At 64.6% G+C, this 23,621-nt stretch carries 29 protein-coding genes; 20 read left to right on the forward strand and 9 right to left on the reverse strand.

The genetic code is table 11. The annotated features are described in order from the left end of the window. Nucleotides 1–7 precede the first annotated feature (7 nt). On the forward strand, nt 8–853 hold the full coding sequence (gene fghA, locus AB7245_RS31805) for an S-formylglutathione hydrolase (RefSeq protein WP_439035389.1): 846 nt from the start codon (nt 8–10) through the stop codon (nt 851–853). Between the two features lie 238 nt (nt 854–1,091). Here fghA and AB7245_RS31810 read toward each other — a convergent pair whose 3' ends face one another. Further along, nucleotides 1,092–1,664, reverse strand: coding sequence for a DUF3280 domain-containing protein (locus AB7245_RS31810; protein ID WP_439035390.1), 573 nt, complete (start codon nt 1,662–1,664; stop codon nt 1,092–1,094). Between the two features lie 59 nt (nt 1,665–1,723). Here AB7245_RS31810 and AB7245_RS31815 point away from each other — a divergent pair, with 59 nt between their 5' ends. The 6 genes from AB7245_RS31815 to AB7245_RS31840 all read left to right on the forward strand — a co-directional run bounded on the left by AB7245_RS31815 (nt 1,724) and on the right by AB7245_RS31840 (nt 6,569). Further along, a complete protein-coding gene (locus tag AB7245_RS31815; protein ID WP_439035391.1) occupies nt 1,724–2,905 on the forward strand; it encodes an ABC transporter substrate-binding protein in 1,182 nt (393 codons plus the stop codon). An 8-nt stretch (nt 2,906–2,913) separates the two neighbouring features. Beyond that, nucleotides 2,914–3,882: a YVTN family beta-propeller repeat protein gene (locus tag AB7245_RS31820; protein ID WP_439035392.1), complete on the forward strand. Its 969-nt coding sequence runs from the start codon at nt 2,914–2,916 to the stop codon at nt 3,880–3,882. Next, entirely contained in the window at nt 3,879–4,685 is an 807-nt protein-coding gene (locus AB7245_RS31825; protein ID WP_439035393.1) for an ABC transporter ATP-binding protein, read from the forward strand. The genes AB7245_RS31820 and AB7245_RS31825 overlap by 4 nt, the downstream gene beginning before the upstream one ends. After that, nucleotides 4,682–5,527: an ABC transporter permease gene (locus tag AB7245_RS31830; protein ID WP_439035394.1), complete on the forward strand. Its 846-nt coding sequence runs from the start codon at nt 4,682–4,684 to the stop codon at nt 5,525–5,527. The genes AB7245_RS31825 and AB7245_RS31830 overlap by 4 nt, the downstream gene beginning before the upstream one ends. Then, complete coding sequence (locus AB7245_RS31835; RefSeq protein ID WP_063981996.1) at nt 5,527–6,135, forward strand: hypothetical protein; 609 nt, start codon at nt 5,527–5,529, stop codon at nt 6,133–6,135. Before AB7245_RS31830 ends, AB7245_RS31835 begins: the two co-directional genes overlap by 1 nt. 134 nt (nt 6,136–6,269) lie before the next feature. Then, on the forward strand, nt 6,270–6,569 hold the full coding sequence (locus AB7245_RS31840; RefSeq protein WP_063981995.1) for a copper-binding protein: 300 nt from the start codon (nt 6,270–6,272) through the stop codon (nt 6,567–6,569). Nucleotides 6,570–6,734: 165 nt separating this feature from the next. On the opposite strand, the gene AB7245_RS31845 is transcribed toward AB7245_RS31840, so the two are convergent. After that, on the reverse strand, nt 6,735–7,292 hold the full coding sequence (locus AB7245_RS31845; protein WP_439035395.1) for a PQQ-dependent catabolism-associated CXXCW motif protein: 558 nt from the start codon (nt 7,290–7,292) through the stop codon (nt 6,735–6,737). Next, on the reverse strand, nt 7,289–8,170 hold the full coding sequence (locus tag AB7245_RS31850; RefSeq protein WP_071911690.1) for a substrate-binding domain-containing protein: 882 nt from the start codon (nt 8,168–8,170) through the stop codon (nt 7,289–7,291). Before AB7245_RS31850 ends, AB7245_RS31845 begins: the two co-directional genes overlap by 4 nt. Before the next feature lie 129 nt (nt 8,171–8,299). On the opposite strand from AB7245_RS31850, the gene AB7245_RS31855 reads away from it, so the two are divergent. Further along, entirely contained in the window at nt 8,300–9,226 is a 927-nt protein-coding gene (locus tag AB7245_RS31855; protein WP_439035396.1) for a quinoprotein relay system zinc metallohydrolase 2, read from the forward strand. Between the two features lie 76 nt (nt 9,227–9,302). Continuing rightward, nucleotides 9,303–10,121: a quinoprotein dehydrogenase-associated SoxYZ-like carrier gene (locus tag AB7245_RS31860; RefSeq protein ID WP_071911687.1), complete on the forward strand. Its 819-nt coding sequence runs from the start codon at nt 9,303–9,305 to the stop codon at nt 10,119–10,121. A gap of 187 nt (nt 10,122–10,308) precedes the next feature. Here the strand turns inward: AB7245_RS31860 and AB7245_RS31865 are convergent, their stop codons facing one another. After that, a complete protein-coding gene (locus tag AB7245_RS31865; protein ID WP_014493633.1) occupies nt 10,309–10,668 on the reverse strand; it encodes a hypothetical protein in 360 nt (119 codons plus the stop codon). 135 nt (nt 10,669–10,803) lie between these two features. Here AB7245_RS31865 and AB7245_RS31870 point away from each other — a divergent pair, with 135 nt between their 5' ends. Genes AB7245_RS31870 through AB7245_RS31890 form a run of 5 tightly spaced genes read left to right on the forward strand, consistent with a single transcriptional unit; the run spans nt 10,804 to nt 14,438 of the window. Continuing rightward, nucleotides 10,804–11,751 carry an ABC transporter substrate-binding protein gene (locus AB7245_RS31870; RefSeq protein WP_354120497.1) on the forward strand — a complete coding sequence of 316 codons (948 nt, stop codon included), beginning with the start codon at nt 10,804–10,806 and terminating at the stop codon, nt 11,749–11,751. Between the two features lies 1 nt (nt 11,752). Beyond that, nucleotides 11,753–12,490, forward strand: a complete 738-nt coding sequence (locus AB7245_RS31875; RefSeq protein ID WP_038957639.1) for an ABC transporter permease — start codon at nt 11,753–11,755, stop codon at nt 12,488–12,490. Then, nucleotides 12,480–13,220, forward strand: coding sequence for an ABC transporter ATP-binding protein (locus AB7245_RS31880; protein ID WP_354120391.1), 741 nt, complete (start codon nt 12,480–12,482; stop codon nt 13,218–13,220). The genes AB7245_RS31875 and AB7245_RS31880 overlap by 11 nt, the downstream gene beginning before the upstream one ends. Before the next feature lie 46 nt (nt 13,221–13,266). Further along, nucleotides 13,267–14,064, forward strand: coding sequence for a pentapeptide repeat-containing protein (locus tag AB7245_RS31885; protein ID WP_439035397.1), 798 nt, complete (start codon nt 13,267–13,269; stop codon nt 14,062–14,064). A gap of 26 nt (nt 14,065–14,090) precedes the next feature. Then, nucleotides 14,091–14,438, forward strand: a complete 348-nt coding sequence (locus tag AB7245_RS31890; protein ID WP_187387988.1) for a hypothetical protein — start codon at nt 14,091–14,093, stop codon at nt 14,436–14,438. A 10-nt stretch (nt 14,439–14,448) separates the two neighbouring features. Here the strand turns inward: AB7245_RS31890 and AB7245_RS31895 are convergent, their stop codons facing one another. From AB7245_RS31895 to AB7245_RS31910, 4 genes are all read right to left on the reverse strand, one after another. Further along, nucleotides 14,449–14,658, reverse strand: coding sequence for a hypothetical protein (locus AB7245_RS31895; RefSeq protein ID WP_014493627.1), 210 nt, complete (start codon nt 14,656–14,658; stop codon nt 14,449–14,451). A 124-nt stretch (nt 14,659–14,782) separates the two neighbouring features. Continuing rightward, a complete protein-coding gene (locus AB7245_RS31900) occupies nt 14,783–15,685 on the reverse strand; it encodes a hypothetical protein (RefSeq protein ID WP_439035398.1) in 903 nt (300 codons plus the stop codon). Between the two features lie 24 nt (nt 15,686–15,709). Beyond that, nucleotides 15,710–15,790: a pyrroloquinoline quinone precursor peptide PqqA gene (pqqA, locus tag AB7245_RS31905; RefSeq protein WP_012029362.1), complete on the reverse strand. Its 81-nt coding sequence runs from the start codon at nt 15,788–15,790 to the stop codon at nt 15,710–15,712. Between the two features lie 171 nt (nt 15,791–15,961). Continuing rightward, on the reverse strand, nt 15,962–16,354 hold the full coding sequence (locus AB7245_RS31910) for an EF-hand domain-containing protein (protein WP_063981985.1): 393 nt from the start codon (nt 16,352–16,354) through the stop codon (nt 15,962–15,964). Between the two features lie 339 nt (nt 16,355–16,693). On the opposite strand from AB7245_RS31910, the gene AB7245_RS31915 reads away from it, so the two are divergent. The 6 genes from AB7245_RS31915 to AB7245_RS31940 all read left to right on the forward strand — a co-directional run bounded on the left by AB7245_RS31915 (nt 16,694) and on the right by AB7245_RS31940 (nt 22,550). Next, entirely contained in the window at nt 16,694–18,358 is a 1,665-nt protein-coding gene (locus tag AB7245_RS31915; RefSeq protein WP_063981984.1) for a methanol/ethanol family PQQ-dependent dehydrogenase, read from the forward strand. 10 nt (nt 18,359–18,368) lie between these two features. Beyond that, a complete protein-coding gene (locus AB7245_RS31920) occupies nt 18,369–18,725 on the forward strand; it encodes a c-type cytochrome (protein ID WP_063981983.1) in 357 nt (118 codons plus the stop codon). Further along, complete coding sequence (locus tag AB7245_RS31925; RefSeq protein WP_063981982.1) at nt 18,722–19,651, forward strand: substrate-binding periplasmic protein; 930 nt, start codon at nt 18,722–18,724, stop codon at nt 19,649–19,651. Before AB7245_RS31920 ends, AB7245_RS31925 begins: the two co-directional genes overlap by 4 nt. A 259-nt stretch (nt 19,652–19,910) precedes the next feature. Beyond that, nucleotides 19,911–20,900 carry an FUSC family protein gene (locus tag AB7245_RS31930; protein WP_354102671.1) on the forward strand — a complete coding sequence of 330 codons (990 nt, stop codon included), beginning with the start codon at nt 19,911–19,913 and terminating at the stop codon, nt 20,898–20,900. Nucleotides 20,901–21,000: 100 nt separating this feature from the next. Beyond that, on the forward strand, nt 21,001–21,990 hold the full coding sequence (locus AB7245_RS31935; protein WP_231142736.1) for a Bug family tripartite tricarboxylate transporter substrate binding protein: 990 nt from the start codon (nt 21,001–21,003) through the stop codon (nt 21,988–21,990). 134 nt (nt 21,991–22,124) lie between these two features. Further along, nucleotides 22,125–22,550, forward strand: a complete 426-nt coding sequence (locus tag AB7245_RS31940; protein ID WP_063981979.1) for a hypothetical protein — start codon at nt 22,125–22,127, stop codon at nt 22,548–22,550. A 40-nt stretch (nt 22,551–22,590) separates the two neighbouring features. Here AB7245_RS31940 and AB7245_RS31945 read toward each other — a convergent pair whose 3' ends face one another. Next, a complete protein-coding gene (locus AB7245_RS31945) occupies nt 22,591–23,559 on the reverse strand; it encodes a helix-turn-helix domain-containing protein (protein WP_014493617.1) in 969 nt (322 codons plus the stop codon). Nucleotides 23,560–23,621 lie beyond the last annotated feature (62 nt).

A 23,621-nucleotide genomic window follows, 5' to 3' on the forward strand; every position in this document is an offset into this window, starting at 1 on the left:
TAACGGCATGACGATCCAGACTGTCTCGACCAACACTTCCTATGGCGGCGTGCAGGGCGTGTACCGCCATGCCAGCCAGGCGACCGGAACCGACATGGTGTTCTCGGTCTATGTTCCCCCACATGCCGCCGGCGCAAAGCTTCCCGTGGTCTGGTATCTCTCCGGCCTCACCTGCACCCATGCCAACGTCACCGAAAAGGGCGAATTCCGCAAAGCCTGCGCCGAGCTCGGCCTGATCTTCGTCGCGCCCGACACCAGTCCGCGCGGGCCCGACGTGCCGGGCGATGCCAACAATGCCTATGATTTCGGCCTCGGCGCTGGCTTCTATATCGACGCGACGCAAGAACCGTTTGCGCGCAACTATCGCATGTGGAGCTATGTCACCGACGAGCTGCCCAAGCTCGTGGCGGAGAATTTTCCGGTCGACGCCAAGCGGCAATCGGTGATGGGCCATTCGATGGGCGGCCACGGCGCGCTGACGGTCGCGCTGCGCAATCCGCACCGCTATCGCGCGGCCAGCGCGTTCGCGCCGATCGTGGCGCCTTCGCTCGTGCCCTGGGGCATCAAGGCGCTGACCGGCTATCTCGGACCGAACAAGGAGACCTGGCGCAACCACGACACCGTGGCGCTGATCGAGGACGGCGCGAAATATTCCGGCTTCCTCGTCGACGTCGGCGAGGCCGACAATTTCCTGAAAGAACAGCTCAGGCCCGAGCTGCTCGAGGCCGCCTGCACCAAGGCGGGCATCCCGCTGACGCTGCGGCGGCAGGCGGGATATGACCACAGCTATTATTTCATCTCGACGTTCATGGGCGATCATCTGCACTGGCATGCGGAAAGATTGAAGGGGTGATTTCTTCCTTCTCCCCTTGCGGGAGAAGGTGGCATAGGCGGCCCACGGCCGCCGTTCTTAAGAACGCCGAAGCAAAGCTTCGGCTATGGCGCCGGATGCCGGATGAGGGGTATCTCACCGCGCTTCAAGTGAAAGTTAGACTCGCGGAGAGAGACCCCTCACCCGTCTTCGCTTCGCGAAGCCACCCTCTCCCACAAGGGGCGAGGGTGCAGCAGAGCTAGCGGGGAAAGGCGAAGCTCTACTCCGGCTTCCCGTAGTTCGGCGCCAGCAATCGATTGCGGATCAGGTAGCTCATCGTGCGCGACCACGATTCGTCCGTGTTGCCGCGCATGTCGGCGCTGGCGACGGTGATCATGTTGCCGGTCTTCACGTCGCGCAGATAGATGTTGAGATTGATGATCAGGTTCGAGACCTTCTGCACCATGCCGGTGATCTCGAGGTCGGCGCCGAGCTGCCCGGCAAGCTTGAGGTCGCAGCCGCCGCAGGCCTGCAGATTGGCGTGACGGGCGGCATCCCTGACCGGCGCGATGTCGAGCAGCTGGAACCTTCCTGACAGCGCCAGTTCCTTGCGCAGCTGGTCGCTGATGCGCTCGAGCCGCGCCTCCTCCGGCTTGGAGCCGTAGAACTCGCCGGGAAGGCTGGTGTCGATCAGCTCGAAATCGAACACCGCGAGCCTTGGCGGATCGGCCAACGCGACCGAACCCGTCAACAGCAAAGCTGCGAAACAGATCAGCGCTCGCATGATCGTGATTCCCGGCCTCGCGCGCGCGGGGACGAAATGCGGGGTTGCAAGCCGGGCCAAATCGGTCATGCTTTAGCAGAGACAATTCTCCACCGGCGGTCAAGCCAGGGAGAACTTCTGGAGGAAACATGATCCGATGGTTGGTCGGCCTGATCGGCCTGGGTCTTGCCGCGACGAGCGCGCTCGCGGCCGACCCGGTGCAGATCGGCGTCGGCTATCTCGGCGTCGCCGGCACCAGATCGACGCTGTCGCTGGTCGAGCAGCCCGCGGAGAATGACGGCGTCGCCGGCGCGCGCCTCGCCATCGAGGACAACAACACCACGGGAAAATTCCTCAACCAGCGTTTCACGCTGGAGGAGCGCCGCATCAAGGAAGGCGAAGATCCGGTTGAGGCTGCGGCTGCGCTGGCCGAAAAAAACGGCTTCATCATCGCCGACCTGCCGGCCGACGCGCTGTTGAAGGTCTCGGATGCCCTGCGCGAGCGCGGCACGCTGCTGTTCAACGCCGGCGCGATCGACGAGCGCCTGCGCGAGGCCGATTGCCGCGCTAATGTCATCCACACCGCGCCGACGCGCGCGATGCTGGCCGATGCGCTCGGCCAATATCTGGTGTGGAAGCAGTGGAAGCGCTGGGTGCTCGTGGTCGGCTCGCATGACGAGGACAAGCTGTTTGCAGACGCGCTCCGGCGTACCGCCACACGCTTCGGCGCCAAGATCGTGCAAGAGAAGACCTTCGAGGACAAGGGCGGCGCGCGCCGCACCGATAGCGGTGTCACGCTGATCCAGCGCCAGATGCCGGTGTTCACGCAACAGTTGCCGGCCTATGACGTGCTGGTCGCCGCCGACGAGAGCGAAGTGTTCGGCGCCTATCTGCCCTATCGCACCTGGGATCCGCGCCCCGTCGCGGGCTCGGCCGGCCTCGTGCCGCGCAGCTGGGACGCATCGCAGGACCAGTGGGGCGCGATCCAGATGCAGAACCGCTTCATCAAGCTGAACTCGCGGCGCATGACCCCGCTCGACATGCAGGCCTGGACGGCGGTGCGCATGATCGGCGAGGCCACCTCGCGCACCAATTCCGGCGACGTCAAGAAGGTCGCCGACTTCATCAAGGGGCCGGACTTCTCGGTTGCCGCGTTCAAGGGCACAAAACTGAGCCTGCGCGACTGGAACCTGCAGCTGCGCCAGCCGATCCTGCTGGTCGACGGCCGGATGGTGGTGTCGGTATCGCCGCAGGAGGGATTTCTGCACCAGGTCTCCGAGCTCGACACGCTCGGCTACGACCGCCCGGAGAGCAAATGCAAGCTGAAATGAGGACGCGAATGTTGCGCATGTGGCGTGTGGGGTTGCTGTCCGGACTGGCGCTTGCGGCTGCGCCCGCGCATGCGTTCATCGCCTATGTCTCGAACGAGAAGAGCAACACGGTCTCGGTGATCGACACCGACAGCTGGACCGTGACCAAGACCATCAAGGTCGGCCAGCGCCCGCGCGGCATCGATTTCACGCGCGACGGCAAGTTCGTGATGGTCGCGGTCGGCGACGACGACACCATCCAGGTGATCGACGCCAAGACGCAAGCGATCGTGGACAGCCTGCCCTCCGGGCCCGACCCGGAATTGTTCGCGCAGGATGCGGCCGGAAAGATCCTCTATGTCGCCAACGAGAACGACAACACGGTGACCGTGATCGATCTGGAGAAGCGCGCGCGGCTCGGCGACATCCAGGTCGGCGTCGAGCCCGAGGGCATGACCATCAGCCCCGACGGCAAGACACTGATCAACACGTCCGAGACGACCAACATGGCGCATTTCATCGACACCTCGTCGCGCCAGATCGTCGCCAACGTGCTGGTCGACGCGCGGCCGCGCTTTGCCGAATTCAAGCATGACAGTTCGGAGCTGTGGGTGTCCTCGGAGATCGGCGGCACCGTCTCGATCATCGATCCCAAAAAGCACGAGGTGACCGGCAAAGTCACGTTCGAGATTCCGGGCTTGCGGAAAGAGGCGATCCAGCCGGTCGGCATCGGCATGACCAAAGACGACAAGACCGCCTTCGTCGCGCTGGGTCCCGCCAACCGCGTCGCCGTGGTCGACGTCGCCTCGCGCAAGGTGACGAAATATTTGCTGGTGGGACAGCGGGTCTGGCACATGGCATTCACGCCGGACGAGAAATACCTGCTCACCACCAACGGCGTGTCGAACGACGTCTCGGTCATCGACGTCGTCGCGCAAAAGGTGATCAAGACCATTCAGGTGGGCGAACTGCCCTGGGGCATTACGATCTCGCCATGACCAGCCCTGCTCCCATCGCCGAGCCACAGGAGATGCCGAGGCTGCAAGCGGCCGCGGTGCCGGCGCTGTCGATCGACGGCGTCAGCCATTCCTACGGGCCGCGCCGGGCGTTGATGGACGTCTCCTTCAATGTGCAGCCTGCGAGCTTCACTGCGCTGCTCGGGCTCAACGGCGCGGGCAAGAGCACACTGTTCTCGCTGATCACGCGCCTGTTCGGCATCCAGTCCGGGCGTGTCGGCATCTTCGGCCACGACATCAGCAAGAGCCCCGGCGAGGCACTGCGGCTGCTCGGCGTCGTATTCCAGCCGCGCACGCTCGATCTCGACCTGTCGCTGACGCAGAACCTGCTCTATCACGCCGCACTCCACGGCATCAGCCGGCGCGAAGCGGCCGCGCGCAGCGGCGAGCTGCTCGGCCGCATCGGGCTCGAAGAGCGTGCCGGCAGCAAGGTGCGCGATCTCTCGGGCGGCCAGATGCGGCGGCTGGAGATCGCACGCGCCCTGCTGCACCGGCCGCGGCTGCTGTTGCTGGACGAGCCGACCGTCGGCCTCGACGTCAAGGCGCGCGCCGACATCATCAGCCATGTCCGCCAGCTCGTCACCGAGCAAGGCATCGGCGTGCTCTGGGCCACGCATCTGTTCGACGAGATCATGCCTGGTGACGACCTCGTGGTGCTGCACCAGGGCAAGGTGCTGGCGCAGGGGCCGATGAGCCGCGTCATCACGGATGCCGGCGCGCAGGACGTCAACACCGCCTTCATGCGCCTGACCGGTGCGCAGACGATGCCGGGAGGCGGCGCATGAGCAGCATCACGACGCGGGATACACCGCGCGGTTTCTCGACCGCGGAATACATGACCTGCCTCACCGGCATCGTCTGGCGCGAGGGCCTGCGCTTCCTGCATCAGCGCGAGCGCTTCGTCTCGGCGCTGGTACGGCCGCTGGTATGGCTGTTCATCTTCGCCGCCGGCTTCCGCCAGGTGCTCGGCATCTCCATCATCCCGCCTTACGAGACCTACATCCTCTACGAGGTCTATATCGCGCCCGGGCTGATGGCGATGATCCAGCTCTTCAACGGCATGCAGTCCTCGCTCTCGATGGTCTATGACCGCGAGATGGGCAATATGCGGACGCTGCTGGTGAGCCCGCTGCCGCGCGGGTTCCTCTTGTTCTGCAAGCTGCTGGCGGGCACCGCGGTGTCGCTGCTCCAGGTCTATGCGTTCCTCTTGATCGCCTGGTTCTGGGACATCACGCCTCCCCCCATCGGTTATCTCACGGTGCTGCCGGCGCTGATCCTGTCCGGGCTGATGCTGGGCTCGCTCGGCATGCTGATCTCCTCGGGCATCAAGCAGCTCGAGAGTTTTGCCGGCGTAATGAACTTCGTGATCTTTCCGATGTTCTTCGCCTCCTCCGCGCTCTACCCGCTCTGGCGCGTGCAGGAGGGGAGCCCCTATCTCTACTATCTCTGCCAGGCCAACCCGTTCACCCATGCGGTCGAACTGATCCGTTTTGCATTCTACGGGCAAATCAACTGGATCTCGCTGGCGGTGGTGGCGGCCTGCACAATCGTCTTCATGATCGGCGCGATTCTGGCCTATGATCCCTCGCGCGGGCTGGCGCGACGGGGCCCTGCGGGAGGCGAATGATGAAGGTTCTGGCCATGGCCGCTTTTGCGCTCGCCGTTGCGAGCACGGCTGCGTGCGCCGCCGATCCACGCTATCCCAACTGGCCTTGCACGCAGGCCAAGGTGCCGGACATCTCGCTCGCCGCCGTCTGGGCCGGTCCCGCACTCGACGACGCCGAGACCAAATGGAAGGACGACGCAAAGGTCACCGCGCTGGTCTCAAAACTGTCGGCGCGGAAGACGCCGATGGACGAGGCCGAGAAGTCGGTGAAGGAGTTTTTGGCCGGCTCCGCCGCTGACAAGACGGCGAACGCCAAGCTGTTGTTCGCCGGCTTGTTCGACACGCTCAACGCCCAGCGCTCGCAGGTCATGAACGGGCTCGAACGCGTCAGCCGCAAACAGCGCGAGGCGGCCGACAAGATCCGCGAGGAGTCGATCCAGCTCCAGGCGCTCCAGAGCGCGACACCACGCGACGACGCAAAGGTCGATGCGCTCAGCAACCAGTTGATCTGGGAAACCCGCATTTTCGAAGATCGCCATAAGGTGGTGCGGTTCGTCTGCGAGGTTCCGACCGCGATCGACCAGCGCCTGTTCGCTCTCGGACGCGTGATCCAGCAGGAAATGGAATAGCGTCAGCCTCGCTGACGACGACTTTCTGAAAGTTCCCGCGATATCAATCGTTACCCTTTGCCGCGCTATCAGCCGGAACCAAATCGCTCTAGGATGGCTTGTCGACGTGAACTCCAAGACGTCGGGAGGCCTCGATGGGAACAACAAAATTCATCTTCGCATGCGCTGCAGCCATCAGCACGCTTGCGTCCCCTGCTTTTGCTGACGACATGACCGGGATGGTCACCAGAATCGACCGGCTCAACAGCACGATCTCGATCCAGCAGACACAGAAGGGCACAGTCGGCGGCAGCGCAGGCGGCGCCGGCACGCTTCAGGAGTACAAGGCCAAGGACGCCGCGATGCTGGATGCCGTCCATGCCGGCGACAGGGTGACGTACTCGGCGACCGACAACAATGGTACAGGCACGCTGACGAAGCTGCAGAAGCAGTAGGCTTTGCTTCCGCCTCGCTCTCGGCGAAAGGGAGCTTCCGCGAGGCGTCTAGTCGATGTGCGCGGACGACCCACACCGTCATTGCGAGCGCAGCGAGGCAATCCAGAATCTTTCCACGGAGGGACTCTGGATTGCTTCGCTACGCTCGCAATGACGAGGAGAGAACTATTGCTCCGGCCGCGGCTCGGGTTGCGCATCGTCCAGCAGAAGGTTTGCGCGCTCCCAGCCATCGGTGCCGTCGGGGTACCAGGCGACGTTGGCATAACCGTAGGCCAAGGCGCGCTTGGCGGCGTTCCAGGACATCCAGCAGTCGGCCAGGCAATAGATCACCAGCAGCGCGGCCTTGTCGCCGCGCGCGGCGTGGGCGAGGCCGCGCTGGAAATAATCGTCCATGGCGGGCGGCAGAATGCCGTAGCCGGTGTCCGGCAGCCAGATGCTGCCCGGAATGTTTTTCCGCGGCATATCACGCCAGACGGTGCCTTCGGGGAGGTTCTTCGGCTTCGGCGCGCGTGGCAGCACGTCGATGAACGCGCCGCTCTTCGCACGCCAGATTGCTTCGGCCTCCGCAGTCGTCAGCACGCGCGCGCCAGTGAGCGTCGCCGGCACCGGCGCGCGGTAATTGTCGGCGCGATATCCATCGGGCTCGAACGGCTCCTGCTGCTGCGCGAATGCCGGCGCCGTGAGGGCAGCGGCAACCAGCGCAGCGGCAACGCGCCGCCTCATGGCGTCTTCTTGGCCGTCTCCGCGCCGAGCGGCTTGTCGCTCTCGTCGAGCAGCGGTACGCCGAAGTCGAGCAGGATCTTGTTGATCTCGCCCTGGTTCTCCTGGATCAGCTTGTTGAGCTGCCGCTTCCAGTTCTGGTCGGCGGGGCGCACGCCCATGCCGATGCGATAGATCAGCTTTGGCCCGGTGGTTTCCTTCACCAGCGGCGTAACATGAAGCGAGCCAGCCTTCTTCGCATAATACCCGGCCATCGGACCCCACAGCACGCCTGCGTCGATCTTGCCGGCGACGAGGTCGTCGACCATCGCCTGCGCGGAGTTATCGAAGCGCGTGTCGATCATCAGGGGATAGGGTTTTGCATCGCCCATCAGGCCGGCCAGCGCCATGTTGGTCGCCGGCGGCGTGCCGGCGACGATGCCGACATGCTTGCCCTTCAGGCGCGCGTCTTCGAGCGTATCGACGTCCTCGAGCCCGCTGCCGGTCTTGGCGACCAGCGCATAGGTCGTGCGGTAATAGGGATTGGTGCCCTGCACGAGGTCGTCACCTTGCGGAAATCCCATGATGACGTCGCAGCGATGCGCGCCCAGCGTCATGCGCACGAAGCCGGTGGCCTGCGGGAAGAAGACGTAATCGAGCTTCTTCTGGAGCTTGTCCGCGAGCAGCTCGGCGAGCTTGTTCTCGAACCCCTCGCCCTTCTCGTTCGAGAACGGCAGATTGCGCGGGTCGGCACAGACGCGCAGCACTTTTGGATCGACCAGCTCGAACGAGAGGTCGCCGGTCTCGCTGGTCTGCGCAATGGCGACGTCGCCGAATGCGCAGGATGCCACCAGGACCCACAGTGAAAACAACCAGCGACGATGTCGCCCGGCCTCCGTCATCGCGCTTCCTCCTCGGTTTGTTTGAATGCTAGCCATGCAACGCATGACGCGCCATGCTTTGCCACACTTTGTGTTGGCTTTGGTTTGTTGCAGTGCAGTGCGGCAAGCCATCTGAACTGAGGCGGAAAAGTGTCTCGCATCGCTTCCTTGATCGCAGCCCTGTCCCTTCTGGGGACAGCAACGCTAGCACGCGCCGGGGCAGCCGAATTGCCTGTGAGCGAAGTCGCACCGGGAATCTTCGTGCACTCCGGGACCACCGCCCTCATGACCCGCGAGAACGAAGGCGACATCGCCAATGTCGGCTTTATCGTCGGCGAGGATGCAGTGGCCGTGATCGACACCGGCGGCAGCCTCCGTGAGGGCGAGGCGCTGCTGGCGGCGGTGCGGGCTCGCACATCCAAGCCGATCCGCTACGTCATCAACACCCATGGCCATCCCGACCATGTCTTCGGCAATGCGGCCTTCGCCGCAGAGGGAACCAGCTTCGTCGGCCACGGCAAGCTGCCGCAGGCGCTGGCGACGCGCGGGCCGTATTATCTCGACAATTTTGGACGCCTCATGGGTAGCGAATTGATCGATCCCGTGAAGATCGTGCCGCCCACCCTGCTCGTCGTTGATACCCTGACGCTCGATCTCGGGTCGCGCCGCCTCTCCTTGCGGGCCTGGCCGGTCGGGCACAGCGACAACGATCTGACCGTGTTCGACGAGGCCAGCAAGACGCTGTTTGCGGGCGATCTCGTCTTCCTCCGCCATATTCCGGTGATGGACGGCAGCATCCGCGGTTGGCTCGGCACGCTCGGGGAACTCGATAAAATTCCGGCGCAGCGCGTCGTGCCGGGTCACGGGCCTGTGAGCGACTGGCCTGCCGCGCTCGGCGACGAGCGGCGTTATCTCACGACGCTGCTGGCGGACGTGCGGGCGTCGAACAAGAAGGGCGAGCCGATCCGGACTGCCGCCGACAAGGCGGCCGCATCGGAACGGCCGCATTGGCAATTGTTCGACGACTACAATGCTCGCAACGCAACCGCAGCATTTTCGGAAATTGAATGGGAGTAGTGGACGCGCTACGCTGGACGGGGGATCGGCTGCGCCGCCCCAGAGAAAACTGCTTCGTCCGCACGGAACCACGACCATGACGGGATGCACACGCCGCCTGCCCCTGATCGCCGCATTGCTTGGCATCGCCTTCGCTGTGCCGGCGAGCGCCGAGGAGGCTTACGATCCCTGGCCGGGCCTGGTGCAGGACATCTTCAGCAACCGTCCGATCAACGACGGCAACGACGTCATCGGCATCGAGATGCCCTATCGCGCCGAGGACGCGGCGATCGTGCCGGTGACCCTGCGCAGCAAACTGTCGCCTGCGGATAGCCGCCGCATCCGTTCGATCACCCTCGTCATCGACCGCAACCCCGCGCCAATGGCGGCAAAGTTCGAGCTCGGCGCAGATGCCAACGTCACCGAGATCTCCACGCGCGTGCGCGTCAACAACTACACCGACGTCCACGCGGTCGCCGAGCTCAGCGACGGCCAGCTCTACGTCGCCAAGACCTATGTGAAGGCCTCAGGCGGCTGCTCGGCGCCGGCAGGAAAGAACATCGAGGAAGCCAGGAACCGGCTCGGCCAGATGCGCTACCGGCAATTCGCGCGCGAGGAGGCACCGGCGAGCCGCGTCCGCGAGGCGCAGATCATGATCGGCCATCCCAACAATTCCGGGCTGCAAATGGATCAGGTCACGCAGCTCTACGTCCCCGCCTTCTTCGTCAACCAGCTGAAGCTGACGCAGGACGACAGCCCCGTGCTGTCGATGGAGGGCGGCATCTCGATCTCGGAAGATCCCAACCTGCGCTTCACGTATGTGTCAAATGGCGCCAAGCGATTCCGTGCGGAGGCGAAGGACACGGACGGGCACGTGTTCCGCAATGAATGGGATGTGGAGAAGCCGGGGACGTGAGGCTCTGCCCTCCCCTCTCCCCTTGTGGGAGAGGGTGGCTCGCCGCAAAGCGGCGAGACGGGTGAGGGGTATGTCTCCGCGAGCGGCACTCTTAGTCGTCTGAACGTGGGGAGAGATACCCCTCATCCGGCGCTTCGCGCCACCTTCTCCCGCAAGGGGAGAAGGGATCGCACCGTCTATGCGGCAGCTAGAAACACCTCACCTCGGCTTCCGCCTGCGCGCGCCTGAGATCGTTCACCGCCGAATTCGCCTGCTCCGACGTACGAAACTGGACGCCGAGATTGCCGCGCACCTGGGACATGCTCAGCGCCGTCTCGGCGGTGACGTAACGGTCATAGGACACGATCGAGGCCACCACGTCGATCGAGCAGGAGCATTGCTCGATGGACTGCCGGCTCTCGCCATTGGCCTTCATGCAGCCATAGACGTATTCGGCACGCGCTGAGGTCGGATAATCATTGGCCTCCTCGGCACGCGCGGCGTAGACGGTCGCAGCCCACACCGCCAATGCGGCGACAATCGGTCGTAGCTGTCCCGCCAGATTCATGAGCGTCCTCCCGCTGGTTGCGACGAAAGCTATGCTATGCGTATTGTCATGAAAAGCACTCCCTTCGAGGAAACGGCTCACAAGGTGATGAGAGCACTTGGTTTGAGAGCGCCTGGACGAACATTGGCGCTCGCGATGACGCTGGCGCTGTCGCTGGCCGCCCCCGGCCGCGCCGCGGATACGATCCGCCTTGCAGTGCAGAAGACCGGAACATTCTCCTGGGAGCTGGCCGCAATCCGCGCCGGCGGGCTCGACAAGGAAGCCGATCTGTCGCTCGACGTCGCCGAGCTCGCGAGCCCCGAGGCCGGCAAGATCGCCCTGCGCGCCGGGAGTGCCGACATCATCCTGTCCGACTGGCTGTGGGTGTCGCGCGAGCGCGTGCTCGGCGCCAAGCTCACCTTCTATCCTTATTCCAGCGCGCTCGGCGCGGTGATGGTGCCGGCCTCGTCGCCGCTCAAGACGCTCGCCGACCTCAAGGGCCGCAAGCTCGGCGTCGGCGGCGGCGCGATCGACAAGAGCTGGCTGCTGCTGCAGGCGCGGATGAAGCAGGACGGCATCGACCTGAAGTCGGACGCGAGCATCGTCTATGGCGCGCCGCCCTTGATTGCCGCCAAGGCGCTCGACGGCGAGATGGATGCGAGCCTCAACTTCTGGAATTTCTGTGCGCAGCTCGAGGCCAAGGGCTTTCGCCGCCTCGCCGGCATCGAGGATATTTTGCCGAAGCTGGGGGCCAAGGGCGCGGTGTCCGCGGTCGGTTATGTCTTCGACGAGAGCTGGGCCGCAAGCCACCGCGATGCGGTGGCGCGTTTCATTGCGATGACCCGCAAGGCCAAGCAGCTGCTGGTCACCTCGGACGCCGCCTGGGACAAGATCGCGCCGCTCACCGGCGCGAGCGATCCGGCCATCCTCAAGACCTACCGCGACCGCTATCGCGACGGCATTCCGCGCCGGAGCATCGTGGACGAGGAGGCGGATGCGCGCGTGCTCTATCGCGTGCTCGCCGAGATCGGCGGACGCGACCTGGTCGGGCCGGCGGCCGAGCTCGATCCCGGCACCTTCTATCACGCAGTCCCCGGAGACTGAGGTGCTGCGTCTTCTCTCGTTTTCCCTGTTCCTCGCGACCTGGTGGATTGCAGCGCTGTTCGTCGGCGGCGCAAAGCTGCCCTCCCCGCCTGCCGTGCTCAACGTCATCATCGCGGAAGCATCGAGCGGCGCCCTGTTCCTGCATCTCGGCGCCACGCTGGCGCGCGTCGCGCTCGCCTTCGTGCTGGCGATGTCGCTCGGCAGCGCCATCGGCTATTTGATGGGACGGGTGAAGCTCGCCGACCGGCTCGGCGATCCCTGGCTGATCCTGCTGCTGAACCTGCCGGCGCTGGTCGTGATCGTGCTGGCCTATATCTGGGCCGGCCTGACCGAAGCGGCCGCGATCGCGGCGATCGCCATCAACAAGCTGCCGACCGCCATCGTTACCTTGCGCGAGGGCACGCGCGCGCTCGACCGTTCGCTCGACGAGATGGCCACCGTGTTCGCGATGCCGCGCTGGCGCGCGTTCCGCCACGTCGTGCTGCCGCAGCTTGCGCCCTATATCGCAGCCTCGGCCCGGTCCGGATTGTCGCTGGTATGGAAGATCGTGCTGGTGGCCGAGCTGCTGGGACGGCCGAACGGCGTCGGCTTCGAGATCGGCGTCGCCTTCCAGCTGTTCGACACGCCGCGACTGCTGGCCTATTCGCTCACCTTCGCGGCCGTCGTACTCGTCATCGAAACCTTGCTGGTGCAGCCGTTCGAAGCCCGCGCAACACGGTGGCGGCCCCGTGCGGCTTGAAGTCGATATCTCCGGAAAGACATTCAGGAGTGCCGCGGGCGAAACGCACGAGGTGCTGGCCCCGGTCAGCTTCGCGCTTCAATCCGGCGAGGTCGGCGTTTTGATCGGCCCCTCCGGCTGCGGCAAGAGCACGATGCTGCGCATCATCCTCGGGCTCGACCGCGATTTCCACGGGACCATCGCGCGTCCACCGGAAGCGCGGATCGGGATGGTGTTCCAGGAGCCGCGGCTGTTGCCGTGGCGCTCGGTCGAGCAGAATGTGCGGCTTGCAGCTCCTGGCATCTCCGAGGCGAAGCTGTCGGAGCTGTTCAGGATCCTGGAGCTGGAAGCGCATCGCAGCCACTTTCCCGGCGAATTGTCGCTGGGTCTTGCCCGGCGCGTCGCGCTGGCCCGCGCCTTCGCGGTCGAGCCCGATCTGCTCGTGCTCGACGAGCCCCTCGCCTCGCTCGACGACGCGCTCGCCGGCCGCCTGCGCGACGAGATCGCGACGCTGGTCGCAAGCCGCCCCATGATGACCCTGCTCGTCACCCACAGCCTCGACGATGCGATCCGCCTCGGCGACCGCTTGTTCTTCCTGTCGCCGCAGCCGGCGCGAATTCTGGCAGAAGTGCCCATCAGCATCCCGCGTGGCGCACGCGGCGACGCAGAGATCGCCGCGATCAGGGCGGACCTCGTGGCGAGAATCCAAGGCGAACATGGCGGCGAACACGCCGGGCGTGATGCCTCATAGGCAGCCACGCAAAGCGCGTGCTAAACAGGGCCCGTAGCGGAGCCCGATGATGAAGCGAATGGTCGCCCTCATGACGCTTGGCCTCGCTCTCGTCGCGACCATGGCGAGCGCGCAGGACATGATGCGTGACGTCGACCTCACGTCACCCGCGATGGTCTCCGCGGAAATGAGCCGGCAGGAGGTCGAGGCCATCCTGGCCAAAGCCAGCGCCGTGGCGCCGGCCGATTTCACCGGCAAGCGGTTGTCGGGGCTCGATCTCTCGGGTCTCGACCTTTCCACGGCGATTCTCCGTGCGGCACGACTCAACAAGACGAAACTCGCCGGTGCCCGTCTTGATCAGGCGATCCTCGATCAGGCGTGGCTGCTCGACGCAGATCTCGCGGGCGCGAGCCTGAAGGGCGCCAATCTGTTCGCCTCGCAGATGGCGCGCGCGCGTCTGGACGGCGCGGACCTGACCGGTGCTCGCATCGCGGCCGACCTCACCGGCGCAAGCCTGATCGGCGCCTCGATTGCGAACGCGCATCTTGGCGCCGATATGCGCAACCAGTCGATGGGGCTGATGCGCGCCGTGCTGCGATCCGCCAATCTGGAAGGGTTGAACGCGCGCAATGCCGACCTGTCGCGCGTCGATCTCGAATTTGCCTCCCTCAAGGGAGCCGACCTGACCGGCGCATCGCTCAAAAATGCTCAGCTCGGCGGCGCCGACCTGACCGGAGCCACCGTCACTGACGCCGATTTCGAGGGCGCTGATCTTGCCTCGGCGAAGCTGATCGCGCCGATCGGCCTTGACCGCGCCAGGAATTTCGACAAGGCAAAGAACCGCGAGCGCCTGATCAGGGAATAACAGGTCGCCTTTGGGAGGATCGGCTGATGCGTTGGTTTCTGGCTTTGATCGCGTTGTTGACGTTGGCCGGCGAAGCCGCCGCCCAAAGCAAGGGCAAGGGCATCCGGCTCTGGAATTTGACGACGGAGACGATCTCCGGCTTCCAGCTCTCGCCCGCCGGCAAGACCGAGTGGGGCCCGAACCAGTGCCTGAACGACAAGGACAAGGAGGTCGACCACGACGAGCGGCTGCGCATCACCGGCGTCGAACCCGGCCGCTATGACGCCAGGGTCAGCTATCCCAATGCGCGGCAGTGCATCGTCCGCGACATCGAGATCAAGGCGGACGCGGTGTTCTCGATCGCCGACAAAGACCTGAAGGACTGCTCGAAATAACGAAGGCGGCTCACGCCTTGTCGTTCGGGTGCGGATATTCGCAGCGCCACCGCACCGCCTGCCACTTCGGATGGTCGCCGACCCATTGCGCGATATAGGGCGGCGCAGCCATCACGCATTGCCTCGGCGAGCCCGCAAAGTTGAACACCAGATGCTGCTCCTCGCAGGTCGCAGGCGAGAGCACCGCACATACAGTCACCACCAGGTCAATCGGGTTCATGCCGGGATCCTGTCGCAAGGGGACAATGGAGATTAGCACGAAAGATTACGTTCCGAGGAGCAGGAAGTTTCAAACGGACGGGATGTTCCCTCTCCCCGCGCGCGGGGAACGGCGGAACAGACACCTAGAAGTTTACCCCGAACACCAATCGCGCCTGATGACGCTCGAAATTGACGAGGTCGAGATTGCCGCCTGATCCGGCCGGGCGGCCCCAGGCCTGCATGCTCCAGCTCAGGGTGAGCCGCGACTTCTCCGATAGCTGGAAATAGGCGGTCGGACCGACAAACAGCGCCTGCCCCGAGAACTCACCGAGGCCGATGCCCTCATACTGGCGGAAGTAGCGCATCTCCCCACCGAGCAGAAAATTGGGGCGCACGCGCACCATGCCGCCAAAGGCAACGCCGATCGTCGAGCTCTTCTCGGACACCCCCGCCACCTCGAAGCGCGCCCATTCCGGCTGATAGATCAAATTGAGCGCGCCGATGGCGTAGTTCGGAATCAGCTCACGGTCGAAAGCGAGCGTGAATTCGGAGCCGTACATCCGTCCCTTCGCGCCGCTGGTCTCGTCGATGCGATCGCCATGGAGTTCGGCGGCGACAGTCAATCCGAATGGCGCGCGCCCGCGGTCGAGCAGGCGGTAACGCAGGTCGAGCGAGGCGCCCTGGAAATTGAACTGGCGGCGGTCGTCGATATCGGGAACGCCGGTGATGTCATGCAGCGTGGCGGTGCCGCCGACCTCGATACGGAAGTTCGGCAGCGGCACGACTTCGATCTCGACCTCCTGCTGGAGGGCGCGATAGGTGCCGCCCTTGCCGAAGCGTCCCGTGGTCTGAGTCTGGAATTCGCGCTCGCCGGGATTGCCGACGTCGGTGCCGATCATGAAGCCGAAGATGTGCTCGGTATCGAAGCTCTCTTCGGCACTGACACACGCCGGTGCAAGCGCAACACCGAACGCAATTGCCGTCCAGATCGTGTGGGCTCCAAGGCGCATTGCGAACACTACCACGGCTTCGACGGCGTTCGCCATCGAAGCCGCGGCAGGTCGTCAGTCTTACTTGCGCGCAGCGCAGGCGTACATGTTGATTTCCATGCCGACCGGCACTTCCACGATCTTCGGAGCTTTCCAAGCCATTCGGGTCTCCCAAGGGTATTGAGCGCGACATCGCGCGGGGCAAAACCTAGGGCTGCGTCAGGTGCAGCGCAAGCCTGGAATCGAAGCGCAAACACAGCGAACTGTCGCATTATGCTCGCGAATTTCCCTCTCGGGCAAATCGCCTTCGCTCCCAGTCAAGCGCCGCGTCTCTCACCGCAACAAGCGCAGCAGCGCGCGGCCGGCGCGCGAGTTCAGCTCCTTCGCATCCAGCGTTCCGTCCTTGTCGGGATTCGCTGCGTTGAAGCGCTGCTCCACCACCGCGAGATATTCGTCGAGCGTGAGAGTCCCGTCGCGATCGGGATCGGCGGCGGCGAGTTCCTTCGCCGTTAACCGTCCGCGCAATTCGCGCGCGTCAAGCGTGCCGTCGTGATCGGGATCGAGCTTTGCGAACAGCGCGGCGGCCGCCTTCTTCACCTCGGCGAGATCGAGCGTGCCGTCATTGTCGGTGTCGAACATCTTTACGGCGTTGCCGGAAGCAGCCCAAGCTGGACCGGACAGCACTGCAATCGTGAGCGCAAGCGCAACTGAGCGACGTGAAATCATCAAACCCTCCTGACCAGCCCCCCGATTCGCAGGGGATCGAAACGACATAAGTCTACAAGCGAGCCCCGGTTCAAGTCCGGAATTGCAACCTGCGCACTGCACAACTCGCGGAACCCGACGGCCCGAGCAGAGCGGCCGAAGCCGCCTCCGCTTCATGCCACGGAATTTTTTCAGCGTCTGCGCACAAGTGAAAGTGGGTTGTCAGGTTTCTGTCAGGTGACCGGCATCTGGCATCCAACATATCGGCGACGCACTTACCACTTTCGTATTGACGTGTTTTGCGTTCGGGCGGAGTGTTGCTGCCGCAGCGTCAAAAGGCGCGCATATTGGGAGGAACGGATGAAACGCTTTGCGATGGCCGCGAGCCTCGTCATGCTTGCATCGACGTGTGCAAACGCCCAGACCACCGAGCAGCTGGTCAAGGGTGCGACCGATACATCGAACGTTCTCAATTACGGGATGGGCTACAATCTGCAGCGCTTCTCGACGCTGAACCAGGTCAACAAGGACACCGTCAAGAATCTCGTCCCGGTCTGGAACTACAGTTTCAACGACGATCGCAGCGAGGAATCGCAGCCGCTGGTGTACCAGGGCGTGATCTACGTGACCTCGCACAACGCCACCATGGCGGTCGACGCCAAGACCGGCAAGCAGATCTGGAAATCCAAGGTCGAGTATCCCACCGAGACGCCGCGCATCGTCTGCTGCGGCATCATCAACCGCGGCGCCGCGCTCTATGACGGCAAGGTCTTCCGTACCACGCTCGACGCCAACGTGATCGCGCTCGATGCCAAGGACGGCAAGGAGCTGTGGCGGCAGAAGGCGGCCGACATCAAGGAAGGCTATTCGATGACGGTGGCGCCGCTGGTCGCCGACGGTGTCGTCATCACCGGCATCTCCGGCGCCGAGTTCGGCACCCGCGGCTTCATCGACGGCTGGGACCCGGCGACGGGCAAGCATCTCTGGCGTACCCATTCGATCCCCTCGCCGGACGAGCCCGGCGGCGACACCTGGAAGGGCGACACCTGGAAGCTCGGCGGCGGCTCGACCTGGATCACCGGGTCCTACGATCCCGAGCTCAACACGGTCTATTGGGGCATCGGCAATCCCGGACCGTTCAACTCGGCGGTGCGTCCCGGCGACAACCTCTACACCTGCTCCGTGCTGGCGATGGATCCCAAGACCGGCAAGATCAAGTGGCACTACCAGTTCTCGCCGAACAATCCGTTCGACTATGACTCGGTGGCCGAGATGGTCCTCGCCGACATGAATGTCGAGGGCAAGCCGACCAAGGTGCTGATGGACGCCAACCGCAACGGCTTCTTCTATGTGCTCGACCGCACCAACGGAAAGCTGCTCGCGGCCAATCCTTACGTGAAGGTGAATTGGGCAACCGGCATCGACATGAAGACCGGCAAGCCGATCGAGACCGACGTCTCGAAGGACGCGCGCGACGGTAAGAAGGTCACCGTCTATCCGTCGATCCTCGGCGGCAAGAACTGGGAGCCGATGTCGTTCAATCCGCAGACCGGATTGGCCTATGCCAACACGCTCGCCTTCGGCGGCAGGTACAAGACCGAGCCCGTCACCTTCAAGCAGGGCGAATGGTATCTCGGCATGGACCTCACCGACCTCTGGGAGTGGGGTGACGGCCCGCGCGGTCATCTGAAGGCGATCGATCCCATGACCGGCAAGGCCAAGTGGGAAGCGCCAAGCGACATCCCGCGCTTCTCGGGCGTGCTGTCGACCGCAGGCGGCATCGTGTTCTCGGGCGCACTGACAGGCGAGTTCGAGGCCTTCGACGCCGACACCGGCAAGAAGCTCTGGCAGTTCCAGACCGGTTCCGGCATCGAGGGACAACCGGTGACCTGGCAGCAGGATGGCGTGCAGTACGTTGCCGTCACCTCCGGCTATGGCGGCGTCTACTCGCTGTTCTCCGGCGACGAGCGGCTTGCCAAGGTGCCGCCCGGCGGCTCGCTGTGGGTTTTTGCGGTCAAGCAATAACCACGGCCCGATGCTGAAGGACATATCTCACAAGACGGTGGCGACGATCGCCACCGTCGCGGTGCTGACGGTCGCGCTTGCGGCGACCGTTCGTGCCGCGGACGATGCAACCGGCAATCCCGTGCAGGCACAGATCGACTATGGCAAGTCGACCTATACTTCGAAATGCTCGCACTGCCACGGCCCCAACATGATGAATTCTGGCACCATCACGCCGGACCTGCGCGCCTTTCCCGACGACAAGACGCGCTTCGTCACGACGGTGAAGAACGGCAAGAACAACAAGATGCCGCCCTGGGCCGACATTTTGAGCGACGACGAGATCGGCAATCTCTGGGCCTTCGTCTCGAGCAGGAGAAAGCCATGAGACCCTGGCTCGCCGCATGGAGCGTTGCCGCGATCCTCGCGGCGGCGACTACCGCCTCGCGCGCGGCCGAGGAGCCGCTGAAGGTTTGCCTCGATGAGGACCGGCCTCCGCTCTCGGTGCATCACAAGGGCAAGCCGGATTCAGGCTTCGACGTGCTGCTGGCGCAGGCGATCGCGGACCGGATCGGCCGGCCGCTGAAGATCCAGTGGTTCGAGAGCAAGCTGGACGAGGATTCGAGCCCGCAGCTCGAGGCCAACGCCTTGCTCTCCGATGGGCGCTGCTCGCTGGTCGGCGGCTATGCGTTGACGACGGATTCCCTCGTCAAGCCCGGCATGAAGACGGCACGCTTGCCCGACTTCGCCGGGGCCACGCGCGACGACCGGCGCCGCCGCGTCGCGCTCGGCGTGCTTGTGCCCAGCCAGCCTTACGTCTATTCGCCGATGACGGTGGTACTCGGGCCGAAAGCGCAGGGCCGCAAGATCGGCGACATCGGCGATCTCGGCGGCCTTCGCCTTGCGATCGAGAGCGGCTCGCTGGGCGATGCCATCCTGATGACCTTCGAAAAGGGCCGCCTGATCGACAGCATCACCCATCTCGTCCCCGGCCGCGACGATCTCCTCGGCGCGCTCCAGCGCGGCGACTATGACGCGACGCTGATCGACCTCGGCCGCTTCGATGCCCACCGCGCCGCGCATCCCGACACGACGATCACCGCGTCGGGCTATTATTATCCGATCGGCGCCAATCGCGGCTATGTCGGGCTCGCCAGCGACGGCGCACTGATCGACGCGGTCAACAAGACGCTGACCAGCCTTGCCGCCGAGGGCAAGATCGCCGAATTCGGCAAGCAGGCCGGCCTCACCTATCTGCCACCGCGCGAGCCTGCGATCCTCGGCGATGTCTGGACGAAGATCATTCAGCGGTGAGGTAGCCACACGTGCCGTCACATCACCGGTGTCATGCCCCGCGAAGGCGGGGCATCCAGTACGCTGCGGCCTCTCGATTCAATCGCAAGCGCCTCTGGAATACTGGATCGCCTGGTCAAGCCGGGCGATGACAGCGAGGGTGTGGCGCGACCGTCGCTCCACACGCCAAAGTGCCGACCACATTTCCGTGGTATGCATCGTGTTTCGTTCGCCCCTTTGGTGCCCCGTGAATCCCCCCACGACTCCCTCCGCCACCAACTTGCGTGATCTCCTCTCCCGCGACGTCAAGACCAGCGAACTGCTGCGCGCGCTGATCGTCGTCGGTCCGATGGTCGCCGCCTATTTCATCTCGCGCGAGACGGCGCTGCTGAACCTGGGGCTCGTCGCGGTCTCGCTGCTGATTCCGGCGCTCAGGCAGCACTTTCCGCCAAAAGTCGTCGCGTGGCATTATCTCGCCATCCTCGTCACCTTTGCCGCGCTTTTCCTTGCAGCTCCGGTCAAGCCGCTATTCGTGGTGCTGACGGCGCTCGCCGGCTTCCTTGCGGTGGCGGGAACGCGCTATGGCGAACATTTCCGCACGCTCGGCAATTGGGTTTTCATCCCCGCCGTCTATCTCGCCTGCGAGGTGCGGGAGGGCGTGAGCGCCGAGGAAGCGATACGTCATGCCGGCGTGGTCATCGCCTCCTCTCCGATCGCGCTGGCGCTCGTCTGCGCGATCCAGATTTACGACCAGCGGCAGCGCGGCAATGCCGCGACCTCGTTCGGACCGCCCGCGACCGACTGGTTTCTGCCCGCCGCGGCAACCGCTATGGCGGTCTTTGCCGCAGCCGCCCTGGTCGAGATCTTCAACCTCGCGCAGGGGCAATGGGTGATGTGGTCGGCCGCAAGCGTCGTGGTCGGCGACCTCACGGCGTCCACCGGCAAGCTGAAGCAGCGGGCGATCGGCGCCTTCATCGGCGCGCCGCTCGGCTTTCTCGCGGGCCTTGCACTGCCGCAAAGCCGCGTCGGCTACGCCATCGCGATTCTCGCGGCCACCCTCACCCTGATCTCGTTCTCCCGCTACATCGTCGGCTTCGGCCTGCGCTGCTGCTTCATCGCGCTCGCCGCATCCTTTGCCGGCGGCGCCAGCGGCATCGCCGAGGAGCGCATCGTCAACGTGCTGATCGGCGGCACGTTCGGCCTGATTGCGGTGGCCCTGACCGAGATCGTCTGGCTGCGGGTGATGCGGAAGACCCGATCGCCCGGATGACGCGCAAATGGGCACCGCGCGGCCTTGTCGAATGCGCCAATCTGTCTCGCCTACCACCCCAGCCTGATGCAGTAGGGTCGGCAAAAATCAGGAGGGAATCATGCCCGCAAAATTCGATCGCCGCCACTTCATCGCCGCCGGTACCAGTGCAATCGCGATGCCCTTCGTCGCGCGCGGCGCCTCGGCGCAAGGCAGTTGGCCCTCGCGGCAGATCCGCATGATTTGCAGCTATCCCGCCGGCGGACAGACCGATTTGCTCGCGCGCGCCTATGGCGAATTCATCTCCAAGCAGGTCGGTAAGACCGTCGTGGTCGAGAACAAGCCCGGCGCCTCCGGCGCGATCGGCACCGCAGAGGTCGCCCGCGCCGAGCCCGACGGCCACACCATCCTGTGCTCGATCTCGACCACCTACATCATGAACCGGGTCGTGATGAAGAATCCCGGCTACGACATGGACAAGGATCTGACGCTGGTCAGCGTCATTCCGGGCGCCGGCCTGTTGCTGGTCGCAAACCCCAAGACCGGGGTCAAGACGCTGGAGGATTTCGTCGCCTTCGCGCGCAAGAGCGGCAAGGTCAACTTCGGCACCTATAGCGCGGGCTCGGCCCCGCACATGACGATCAACGAGCTCAACAAGCAGTACGGTCTTTCCATCGAGCCGGTTCACTACCGCGGCGAAGCGCCGATGTGGACGGGGATGCTGGAAGGCACGCTCGATGCCGCAATGGGCAGCTACACGGCGGCGCAGTCCGTCCTGCAAAGCGACCGTGGCACCGTGTTCGCCGTGCATTCGAAGAAGGTCGACGCGATCCCAGCCATCAAGACCCTCCCGGAGCAGGGCGCAACGTCGAAATTCTTCACCGTGAGCGGCTTCTCCGGCTGGGCCGTGCCGAAGGCGACGCCGCAGCCGGTGGTCGACCGCCTGGCGGCGCTCTGCGTCGCCGCCAACAGCGATCCGAAGGTGAAGGAGGTTCTCGCGACCTTCGTGCTCGAGCCGGCCATCGGCTTCAAGGAGACCAATGCCCTGTATCAGCACGAGTTGCCGATCTGGATCGAGAGCGCGCGGTCGCTCGGCCTCGAGCCGGCCTGAACCTTCCGCGGCGCACGGGGCTGTCCCATCGGAGCCCGGCATCCGACCAAAGCCTAGTGTCGGAAGCGCATTTTCCCGCTATGATTGTGCGCCGGTGCCGGCCCCCTCACCGGCGGACAAGAAAGGCCGATCGCATGACACCGGATGGCGTCGCCGTTGCCGTCATGATCACTCTGCTCTTTCCGATGGGCTACTTCACGCTGGCCTCGCCCGCCTTCCTGCTGGTGAAGCTCGATATCCAGCCCGTCGCCCAGCTATTGCGTGGGATGTTCAACGCCCATTTTCTGGTGATGCGCGTCGCCGGCGTGATCGGGGCGCTGGCTTTCCTGCTCGACGGTCGCCTGGTCGCCGCGATGGGCGTCGGCCTGCTCGCGGCCCTGGCGATCTGGGGACGCCGCTGGTTCATGCAACGGATCGACGACCAGCTCCGCGCGAGGGACGCAGGTGATGCTGAGGCCCCGCACCGGCTGCGCCGGCTGCATTGGAGCGGCATGCTGGGCAACGCGGTGCTGCTGGTCGCTCTCGTGACCAGCATTCCCTACGTCGCCATATCGGCCTGAGAGATATCGCCGCGCGGCCTGCGTCGGCTGCGGCGCTCGCCTAATGCTCGCCCGAGGCCGCGGCGCCCTGCTGGGCCTTGTGGATCGAGGACGGCACCACGCCAAAATATTTCCGGAACACGCGGCTGAAATGCGATGAGCTGGAGAAGCCCCAGGAGAAGGCGACATCGGTGATGGTCTTGCCGCCGTGCGCCTCGAGCTCCTGGCGACAATTCTGCAAGCGCGCCTGCCAGATGTAGTCGCTCACCGTGGTGCCGCGCTCGGAGAACAGCATGTGCAGATAGCGCTTGGAGCAGCCGAGCTCGGCGGAGATCTGGTCGATGCACAGATCCGGATCGCGCAGGTGCTCGCGGATGAAGAATTGTGCGCGCACGTACATTGCCTCGGGCCCGACGCGATCGAACATCGTGTCCGCTTCGCGCAACGGCAACAGCAAGAGGTCGATCAGCGAATCGGCGACACCGACCGCGCTGTTCGCCGACAGCTTGGCCGCCTCGTCGAAGGTGGCATGGACGAAATCATGGGCGATCCTCCCCGTCCCGGTCTTCGCCGACAATTTGCAGGCCGGCATCCGCTGCGACGGGAATCCACGGTCGCGCAGCAAGGCCTTCGGCACGATCACCACGTCGTGGCGGGTGAAGGCGGGGCTGATGATGGAATGCGGACACGAGACGTCATAGGCGATGATGTCGCCCGGGTTCAGCTCGATGTGGCGGCCTTCCTGCTCGAAATAGGACACGCCGTAGGTCTGGAAGTGGATCTTGATGTACGGGTGTTCGTTGGCCTTGGCGCGCGCCAGCGTGTGCGCGATGCGATGCTGGCTGACCTCGATCTGGCAGAGCTTCAGGCGCGAGACGCTCGTGTAGTCGATGCGGCCCTCGAGCGAGGACGCCTCGAGCGGATCGACGTCGAAATGCCCACACAGGCTTGTCAGCCCGTCGATCCAGCTCTGGATCTGCCGCTTCGGCGTCAGGCCGGTCGTCGAGAGCGTGTGAATGGTGTCGGACATTAATCCAGCCGCTGGTTTCATCTGCAGATTCGACGCGAATCGCAACCAGCGCTGCTGGAGCC

It is taken from the genome of Bradyrhizobium sp. 604_D8_N2_3 (assembly GCF_051810765.1).
Classification (GTDB): domain Bacteria; phylum Pseudomonadota; class Alphaproteobacteria; order Rhizobiales; family Xanthobacteraceae; genus Bradyrhizobium; species Bradyrhizobium barranii.

Coding starts and splice junctions, on each gene's coding strand:
- fghA (WP_439035389.1), top strand. CDS start 8: ATGACGATCCAGACTGTCTCGACCAACACTTCCTATGGCGGCGTGCAG.
- AB7245_RS31810 (WP_439035390.1), bottom strand. CDS start 1,664: ATGACCGATTTGGCCCGGCTTGCAACCCCGCATTTCGTCCCCGCGCGC.
- AB7245_RS31815 (WP_439035391.1), top strand. CDS start 1,724: ATGATCCGATGGTTGGTCGGCCTGATCGGCCTGGGTCTTGCCGCGACG.
- AB7245_RS31820 (WP_439035392.1), top strand. CDS start 2,914: ATGTTGCGCATGTGGCGTGTGGGGTTGCTGTCCGGACTGGCGCTTGCG.
- AB7245_RS31825 (WP_439035393.1), top strand. CDS start 3,879: ATGACCAGCCCTGCTCCCATCGCCGAGCCACAGGAGATGCCGAGGCTG.
- AB7245_RS31830 (WP_439035394.1), top strand. CDS start 4,682: ATGAGCAGCATCACGACGCGGGATACACCGCGCGGTTTCTCGACCGCG.
- AB7245_RS31835 (WP_063981996.1), top strand. CDS start 5,527: ATGAAGGTTCTGGCCATGGCCGCTTTTGCGCTCGCCGTTGCGAGCACG.
- AB7245_RS31840 (WP_063981995.1), top strand. CDS start 6,270: ATGGGAACAACAAAATTCATCTTCGCATGCGCTGCAGCCATCAGCACG.
- AB7245_RS31845 (WP_439035395.1), bottom strand. CDS start 7,292: ATGAGGCGGCGCGTTGCCGCTGCGCTGGTTGCCGCTGCCCTCACGGCG.
- AB7245_RS31850 (WP_071911690.1), bottom strand. CDS start 8,170: ATGACGGAGGCCGGGCGACATCGTCGCTGGTTGTTTTCACTGTGGGTC.
- AB7245_RS31860 (WP_071911687.1), top strand. CDS start 9,303: ATGACGGGATGCACACGCCGCCTGCCCCTGATCGCCGCATTGCTTGGC.
- AB7245_RS31865 (WP_014493633.1), bottom strand. CDS start 10,668: ATGAATCTGGCGGGACAGCTACGACCGATTGTCGCCGCATTGGCGGTG.
- AB7245_RS31870 (WP_354120497.1), top strand. CDS start 10,804: ATGACGCTGGCGCTGTCGCTGGCCGCCCCCGGCCGCGCCGCGGATACG.
- AB7245_RS31885 (WP_439035397.1), top strand. CDS start 13,267: ATGATGAAGCGAATGGTCGCCCTCATGACGCTTGGCCTCGCTCTCGTC.
- AB7245_RS31890 (WP_187387988.1), top strand. CDS start 14,091: ATGCGTTGGTTTCTGGCTTTGATCGCGTTGTTGACGTTGGCCGGCGAA.
- AB7245_RS31895 (WP_014493627.1), bottom strand. CDS start 14,658: ATGAACCCGATTGACCTGGTGGTGACTGTATGTGCGGTGCTCTCGCCT.
- AB7245_RS31900 (WP_439035398.1), bottom strand. CDS start 15,685: ATGGCGAACGCCGTCGAAGCCGTGGTAGTGTTCGCAATGCGCCTTGGA.
- pqqA (WP_012029362.1), bottom strand. CDS start 15,790: ATGGCTTGGAAAGCTCCGAAGATCGTGGAAGTGCCGGTCGGCATGGAA.
- AB7245_RS31910 (WP_063981985.1), bottom strand. CDS start 16,354: ATGATTTCACGTCGCTCAGTTGCGCTTGCGCTCACGATTGCAGTGCTG.
- AB7245_RS31915 (WP_063981984.1), top strand. CDS start 16,694: ATGAAACGCTTTGCGATGGCCGCGAGCCTCGTCATGCTTGCATCGACG.
- AB7245_RS31920 (WP_063981983.1), top strand. CDS start 18,369: ATGCTGAAGGACATATCTCACAAGACGGTGGCGACGATCGCCACCGTC.
- AB7245_RS31925 (WP_063981982.1), top strand. CDS start 18,722: ATGAGACCCTGGCTCGCCGCATGGAGCGTTGCCGCGATCCTCGCGGCG.
- AB7245_RS31935 (WP_231142736.1), top strand. CDS start 21,001: ATGCCCGCAAAATTCGATCGCCGCCACTTCATCGCCGCCGGTACCAGT.
- AB7245_RS31940 (WP_063981979.1), top strand. CDS start 22,125: ATGACACCGGATGGCGTCGCCGTTGCCGTCATGATCACTCTGCTCTTT.
- AB7245_RS31945 (WP_014493617.1), bottom strand. CDS start 23,559: ATGTCCGACACCATTCACACGCTCTCGACGACCGGCCTGACGCCGAAG.